Genomic DNA, 7,036 nt, shown 5'->3' on the forward strand with positions numbered 1-7,036 from the left:
GGATTTGAGCCAAAACTCAATCAATCAATTCATTATGAATTGATTATGACACACCTTATTTTCAGCCCGCCATCCCACATGTGGCGCTGCTCTTGCCCTAAATAGCTTACCCCCAACCCCTTAAATTCTAATAAATACAAAGAAACAGGCGCGACCCCCATGAAAAGATCGCGCCTGCGTTGATCAAAGCAATTCGAGACTTTCTTCAGCACCCGCCGGATGGAGATCAGCTTCCACCCTAGGCTGATGCTGAAGTTTCTTCAAACCACTTAGAAATTAGCCCGGATGCCAGCCTTCGCATACTGCGTCGTCTGGCTGCCATAGTGGCCTTCGTAGCCCAGGTAGCCCGTCAGCACCTTCGTGATGTCATACCCTGCGTTCAGCTGTAGCACGGCCTGCGTGCTGCCCACCTTCGCAAAGTTCATCCCGTAGTTCGCCGTCGGCACCGTCGCCACGCTCAGCCCCATCTGGCTCTTCGTGTTCACCAGATACTGCTGCACCGAGGCAGCCAGTTCCACGTTCAGCCCATGTCCACCGATGTCCGTGCTCCACAGCGCGGAGGCACCAGCTTCGGCCACAAAGCGATTGTCGTGATAGCCGCTCACATTCAGTGCATCGACTGCTCCCGTTTCCGAGAAGCCGCCCACGCTCGTGTGAGAGTAGCTCAGCGACACACGTGGTGCTATCGACACACCACCCACTCGCCAGCCCTTGTACTGCACACCCAGGAAGCCCACGTAGCTGGACACATCCGTGCCGCCCTTCACCGTGCCGTTCACCGTCTGGCGCGTCGTGTCCATCGTCTGCTCGTTGAAGCCGAAGCTGCCAAAGAACGTGAAGCTCTTCGCCACCACATAGCGGCCAAATGCCATCAATCCCCAGCCATCAGACTTCGCACTGCCCAGCGCAGCCTTGATGCTGCCGGAGCTGCCGCTGCCCGCGATGCCAAACACATAATCCTCAGACGCCAGCAGGTTCACTCCTGCATAGTAGTCATTGCGTGTTCCCTTGGCTGCATCTGCAGTGTTCAGGTTCGCATACGTGTAGCCCGTGAAGAACGACATCACCTCAGGCACCTGGCTCAGGCGGTCTTCGTCCAGCTGGCTCGGCACATAGCTCATCGGGGACACACGGTCCTGCACGCTGCGCACCAGCACCTGGTTGCCCATGAAGGCATAGTCAGAGAGGGAGCCATAATACTCAGGCGTGTAGCGCGCCAGGTCACCGGAGGCGCTGCCCGCAGCGTCCGTGATCTGCAGCGCCAGTCTGCCCGCCGTGGTGGACGAGTCGATCTGGTTCTGCCCCACCCAGGCTGCATTGAAGATCGCTGCAGCTGCGGCGCTCTGGTTTGAGTTGTTGCCCAGCTGAGAGATGGTGCTGTTTGCATCATTCAGGCCGGTGGCCGTCATCTTGCCGGTGTTCACATCAAACACCATGGCGGCGTTCACCACCGGAGCTCCAGGACCGGCGATGCCGTCGGCATCATAGGTCACCGTCGAGAAGGTTCCCGTGAGATGGTTGATCGGCACGGCACCGGCAGGGCCGGAGATGATCTGGAAGGACTCGCCCTGCTTCGGCATGAAGCCGCTGTAGTTAGCCACATTCAGCGCGTTGCTGATCGTCAGCGTTGCTCCAGTGGCCAGCTGCACCTGGTCAAAGTCCGTGCCGCCCACACCACCGGTTCCGGCAAGTTCAGCTTTGAACGCGCCGCCAAGGGAAGGGCTCAGGCCTGCAAGGGTCAGATCGATCACACCAGGAGAATGTCCTGGAGCAATGGTGCCCAGGATGATGACGTTGCCAGTGCCGACGAACTTGATGTCACCAGAAATCGTGGAACCCACCGGCACAATGAAATCATGGCTGCCGATGTTGATGATGCCAGGAGCACTGCCGCTAGGAGTCGTCAGCGTCGTGAAGGTGATCGTGCCACCGCTGCTGAGATCCAGCGTGCTGCCGTTGGAAATCGTGATCGTGCCGCTGTTGAGCGTCGCGCCGCTGCCGATGGTGAGACCGCTGTCAACGTTGGTGCTCTGCGTGGTGGTGGTGCCACCGCCCAGAGTCAAACCACCGCCGCCACCGCCACCGCCAGTACCACCACCTGTGCTAAGAGAAGAGCCGGGTGCGTCCAAGGTGCCTGTGAAGTTGCCGCCATCAGCCACGACAAGTGCATAGCCATTGGTATGGATGGTGCCTGAGCCAGACAGGGTCTGGAAGGTTGCTCCGCCACCATTGAGATTAAGAACACCGTTGACGTTAACTGACGCCGTGTGGGAGAGCAGATCAGCGCCGCCGAGGTTCAAAGTACCGCCGCTGTTCACCGTGACCAAGCTCGCTTCAGCAGACTGGTTCAGCGTGACATTGCCGTTAACAACGATGGTGCCGGTGCCAAGCTTGGCATCCAGGATGCTGCCGTCGTTCAGGTTGTAGGTCGTTGCCGTCAGAGTTGCCGTGCCTTTGATGTTTCCGCTGTTGTTCAGGGTGGTGATCGTGTCGTTAACGGATCCCAGGTTCAGCGTGCCGGCGTTCGTCACTGTCGAGACTGAGGCCAGACCGCCGTTTGTGCTGTTCAGCGTGGAGGTCGCGGACACATTGACAGTGTTGCTCGCCAGGCTGCCCGTCAGGTCCACTCTGCCGTTGTTGATGTTCGTGATGCCGGTGTACGTGCTTGCACCTTGCAGCACCACCGTGCCATCATGATTGGTATCGTTGATGTTAAACGAAGCTCCGCCCGTTGTATCCGAGATCTTGCCGCTCAGATAAACCGTGGATCCGGCTGGAGTGCCGTCAGCATTCGTGCCAGAAGCCGCGCTGGATGTCGTCGAAAGGACTGTCGCGTTGCCGCCTTTGAGATCCATGTTGTTCTGGAAGATGACATTGTTGGTCGCCTGATCGGCGCCAAACACCAATGCATTGCCGCTGGACACGAACCCGTTCTCTCCCCACTTCAGGGTCTGGTTGTTGCTGAGGTTCACCGTCAGATCTCCACCAACAGCAGCAAAACCGCCGCTGCCCGTCCACTGCACTCGATTGCTCTGTGCGCCGACGTAGCGTGTGAAGTCGGCAACAGTCCCGTCGGACATCAGCACCGCGTTGGAGGTCAGGCTGCCGGCAAAGTTGATGTTGCTGTCCCAGTAGATGCCTTCGCTATCGTTGGCCTGCAGTGTACCACCTTCGATCCTCGTCTGGCCGGAATACAGGTTCGCACCCACAAACTGAACGAGACCGCTCCGGATGACTACGTCCGCACCGCTGCCGGAAGGAGTGTCCGTAGGGCCACCCGAAGGAATGATGGAAGCCGCGGCGTCATCGGAAATGCCGGTCCCGTACGGGTTGCCGTTGAAGGTGATCACGTTTCCGGTGCTGTATTTGTCGGCGTCGAGAATGAGGGTGGCACCCTTCATCAAGAACAAGTCGGAACCTCCCCCGATGCCGCTCTGGCCAATGGTAGCACCACTCGACCGTGGCTGGCCGTTGCCACTGCGGATGCCGTTTCCATCAAACAAAGTGTTGCCCGTGATGGTGAGCGAGCCGCCAGTGCGAATGAAAATCGCGCCCCCAAAGCCATTGCCTCCCTCTCCACCGCCCTGGGGAGTGAGGTTATCGAGGCCGGTGGCACCCATGCCGCCGCCGAAGCCACCCATACCGCCAGGACCAGCTCCGCCCTGGCCGCCACCACCAGCAAGACCGGCAAAGGAGCTGCCCGGAGCGCCGCCGGCCCCACCATTGCCACCTCGGCCACCGCCAGCGCCGAAGCCACCGATACCACCAGGCCCGCCGTCACCGCCGCCGCCTCCTGAAGCACCACCGGCTCCATTGCCGCCATTGCCGCCATCACCGCCCCGGCCACCTCCATTAAAATCGCCGCCGTTGCCACCGACACCACCATTGCCACCATCACCACCAAAACCGACATAGCCAGCCTGATTCATGGCAATGTAAGCTGCCGCCTGCAATCCGTATGTCACCGCCTGGGCACTGCTCGAAGCCGCCTCCGCGCCCGATTTCGTGGCGCCAGCAGGTTCGGTGACAGGGTTGGAGGCTCCCAGGGCTTCAATCACCGCCCTGGCCGTGTAAAAGGCCGCCAGCGCCGTGTTGATCGGATCGATATCCCATCCATCACCGCCATTGCCGCCATTGCCACCATTGCCGCCAGCGACTTGGGGAGCGCCGTTGGCCCCGTTGGAGGCATGGAAGCCGTTGCCGCCATTGCCGTCATTCATGAAGATGCGGACGCCAAGGAAGGTGTCCAGAAACTCACGACCATCCGAGCCGTTGGCTGCCTTGGTGGTGTTGCTGAACAGGTTGTTCAGCGTGCCGCCGGTCGTTCCCACCCCCCCGTTGCCCCCAGCCGCATTGTTGGAGAGGAAGTTCACGTTGTTAAGCTCGACATTAGTACCCGAGTTAATGAACAACGCCCCGCCCATGCCCGCGCCACCGCCGCTGCCATCACCGCCTTTGACGGCGAAGTTTTGCAGAGTGACGTTGCTCAGGTTCAAATTTCCTGACTGCAGGAAAAAGCCGTTGCTGCCGTTGCCATTGATGATGGCACCTCCTCCGTCGTAGGTGTAGTTTACACCTGCTCCACCATTCATGATGTTGCCGTAGGTGGCGTCCACCGCGTAGGCGGGTTTCATAAACAGTGACAGCGATGTGATCGCCGCCAGCGCCGCTCGCGGCGCCTTACGGAATACTTTTCGGTATATGGGATGTTGTGTTTTCATGGGTATGCACGGAGTCGTGCATCCGGCATCCACAGCTTCCCGGCCCATGTGTTACCTCACAGGTGAAGAAAATTTTACTTCACCGCAGATTTTTCCTTCGCCAGCTCCTTTTCCGCCCTGGCAAGCCTCTTTCTCGCCTTGGGCAGGGCTATCCCGCTCAACTGGGGTTTCGCATCGCCGGCCGTTTCCAGTCCCAGGATGGCTTTCTTCAGCAGCGGCACGGCCTCGGCAGGTTTGTTCTGGTCTGTCAGCTCATCCGCCAGATTGGAGAGGTCGGCATAGTGCTGCACGTCCTCCGGCTGGTGTTTCTGCATCACTTGCACCAGGTCTCGCAGGATGCGCTCCGCGTTCACATGATCATTGCGGGCGGCATAGGCTTTTGCCAGCTCGCGCATCACCCCGTCAGCATCAGCGGGCAGGCCTCCGTTCTCTGTTCGCACCCGCTGCAGCCATTCCTCCCCCATTTTGACAGACTCCTCATGCAGCTTCATCTCATTCTGCACATACAGGCAGCACTCCACCCGGTACAATGAGAAGCTGTGCCCGGGCCCCAGCCGCATGTCGCAGATCTGCACCGCCTCGCGCACCAGCGCCAGACGCTCGGCTTTTTTTCCTTTCCTGCCCAGCAGCCCCGAAAGCTCGCTCAGGCAGTCCTTCGCATACACATTGTCCGGCCCTACGGATCGCCAGTAGATCTCCAGGGCTTTGCGCCCCTCCACCTCCGCCTCATCCAGCAGGCCCGCTTTCCGGTAGCACGATGCCAGACGGCCAAGGCTCCTTGCCGTCATCACGTGCCCGTCCCCCAGTTCTGCCAGGGCCTTGCGCCCGTACTCCCGGCCCAGTGCCAGCGCACGTTCCTGGCTTCCTGCATTAAACACCGCCGTCATGTGCTCCATCCGGCACAGCGCCTGGTGCCGGTGACTGTAAAGGTCATTCCCATCCACTTCGCGGCACACCTCGGACAGCAGCGCCTCCGCCTCCACTCCCTCACCACGGATGTTGTAGTTCTTTCCCAGCGTCAGCATCGTGAAGAGTGTCTGCGAGTGTTTCGGCCCCTGGTGCTCGCGCTGCCAGTCCAGCACCTTCTTCAACTCTTCCATCGATCCGTCAGAAGAGTTCTCCATCACCGCTCGTTGTCCCGCCACGCAAAATCTCAGGTCCCAGACCTGGGGGTCGTCGGCATCCAGCACCGGCTCCACCAGCGCCAGGGCCATCTTGTAGTTTTCCAGGCACTGCTTGTTTTCAAACATGGTCGCCGTTTCCGCCAGCATGTTCGCCTTGCGCACAGGGTCGCCCCGGAACTCCATCAGCCTCTTCAGCATCTGTTGCTTCATCCGTTCTGGATCAATGTCGCTGCCAGTGTGCCTCTCATCCAGATCACGTAGAGTCGCCAGAACGATCTCCGCCACCTTCTGCGCCTCCTGCTTCTCCTTCACCGCCACCCGTTGCGCCGCACGCGCCTGCACCGCCTGGTACATAGACACACCTGTCCCAGCGATCAGTGAAAACGCCGCACACACCACCGCCAGCGTCAGCTTCTTGTTCCTCTTCGCCAGCTTCCACACTCGCTCACCAGCACTTACCGCACGGCTCTCGATCGGCTCCCCGTTGAGAAACCTCTCCAGCTCATCCGCCAGAAACCCCGCGCTCGGCAGCCTCCTCCCAGGCCTCTTTTCCAGGCAGCGCAAAATCAACGTCGCCAGATCCGGGTGCACCCGCTTCAGCGACGCCGCAGACACCTCCTGCACAGGCATTTTCTTCGCAGGCTTGCCCTTCCTCACTTTCAGCTTCCCCGACGAGCTGATCTCAGGCTCCTCCTGTGTGATCCTCCTCATCACCTCCACCGCGCTCCCTCCCGTAAACGGCAGCTTCTCCGTCAGCATCTGAAACAGCATCACCCCCAGCGCCCACACATCGCTCGCCGTCGTCACCTCCTTCGCCTTCCCCGCCGCCTGCTCCGGGCTCATGTAGTGCGGCGTCCCCACATACGCGTGGCTCTTCGTCAGTTGAAACTCCGCATCCAAAAGCTTCGCCAGCCCAAAGTCCGACAGCATCGGCCTCCCTCCCACATCCAGCAAAATGTTCGCAGGCTTCAGGTCACGGTGCAGCACCCCGTGCTCATGCGCATACTGCACCGCACGCGCTATCCTCACCATCAGCCCCGCCGCTTCCTTCTCTGCCATCACCCCTCTCCTTTTCAGCCGGTCCGCCAATGATCCCCCCTCCGCCAGCCTCATCGTAAAATACGGCATCCCCTCCTCCTCACCGCTCTCATAGATCGGCACGATGTCAGGGTGGTCCAGCTGCGCCACCGC

The 7,036-nt window shown here is 60.2% G+C and carries 2 protein-coding genes; both read right to left on the minus strand.

Annotation, left to right across the window (positions count from 1 at the left end; translation table 11 throughout):
• Positions 1–269: 269 nt before the first annotated feature.
• Positions 270–4,634 (minus strand): autotransporter outer membrane beta-barrel domain-containing protein, encoded by a 4,365-nt coding sequence (locus tag HNQ65_RS18730; protein WP_184341786.1) that lies wholly within the window; start codon positions 4,632–4,634, stop codon positions 270–272.
• Positions 4,635–4,795: 161 nt separating this feature from the next.
• Positions 4,796–7,036 (minus strand): serine/threonine-protein kinase (locus HNQ65_RS18735; RefSeq protein WP_184341788.1); only part of this gene is annotated, 2,241 nt, incomplete at its 5' end.

Origin of the sequence: Prosthecobacter vanneervenii, from assembly GCF_014203095.1 — a bacterium.
GTDB lineage: Bacteria > Verrucomicrobiota > Verrucomicrobiia > Verrucomicrobiales > Verrucomicrobiaceae > Prosthecobacter > Prosthecobacter vanneervenii.

Coding starts and splice junctions, on each gene's coding strand:
- HNQ65_RS18730 (WP_184341786.1), bottom strand. CDS start 4,634: ATGAAACCCGCCTACGCGGTGGACGCCACCTACGGCAACATCATGAAT.